1 protein-coding gene is annotated in these 435 nt (G+C 40.7%); it reads right to left on the bottom strand.

All coding sequences use genetic code 11. The features are described 5' to 3' along the window. Positions 1-435: DUF4252 domain-containing protein (locus E1176_RS00160; RefSeq protein WP_155208579.1), on the bottom strand; the 435-nt coding region annotated here is incomplete at both ends.

The raw sequence follows: 435 nt of genomic DNA, 5'->3' as shown, positions 1-435 counted from the left end.
ATCTAACCCATCGATATCCATTGCGCTTGAGATTTTAGCAATTTGTTTAAGGTCGATTTCACCGAATAAACTGAGTATAAAAAACTCTCTATTGCCTCCCATCACCATCACCAACTCACTTATTTTGCCATCTTTCTCCTTGATCATGAACTTCATGTCTTTGTCTTCGTCTCTGATACTCATGAGTTCGTCATACTCGCCTCTTATTTTGCCAAGCGCCTCTTTGTATAGGGCACCAGCCTGGTCTGTTTCCTCTTTGGCCAATATCTTGAGACCTTTTAACTTACTTATGGCATCTAATATCTCCTGATCTTCCTCATCTTCAATTTCCAGATCGGTAAAGAGACCAAACATGCGGCTTGTCATACTCACATGACTGAAGCTGTCGTCAGTTTCGTACTTTCCAAAAAATTTAGAAATGGCATCCTGTGCTTG

This window comes from Fulvivirga aurantia (assembly GCF_009711475.1).
Lineage (GTDB): Bacteria > Bacteroidota > Bacteroidia > Cytophagales > Cyclobacteriaceae > Fulvivirga > Fulvivirga aurantia.
This window is presented reverse-complemented; position numbering and strand designations above follow the sequence as displayed.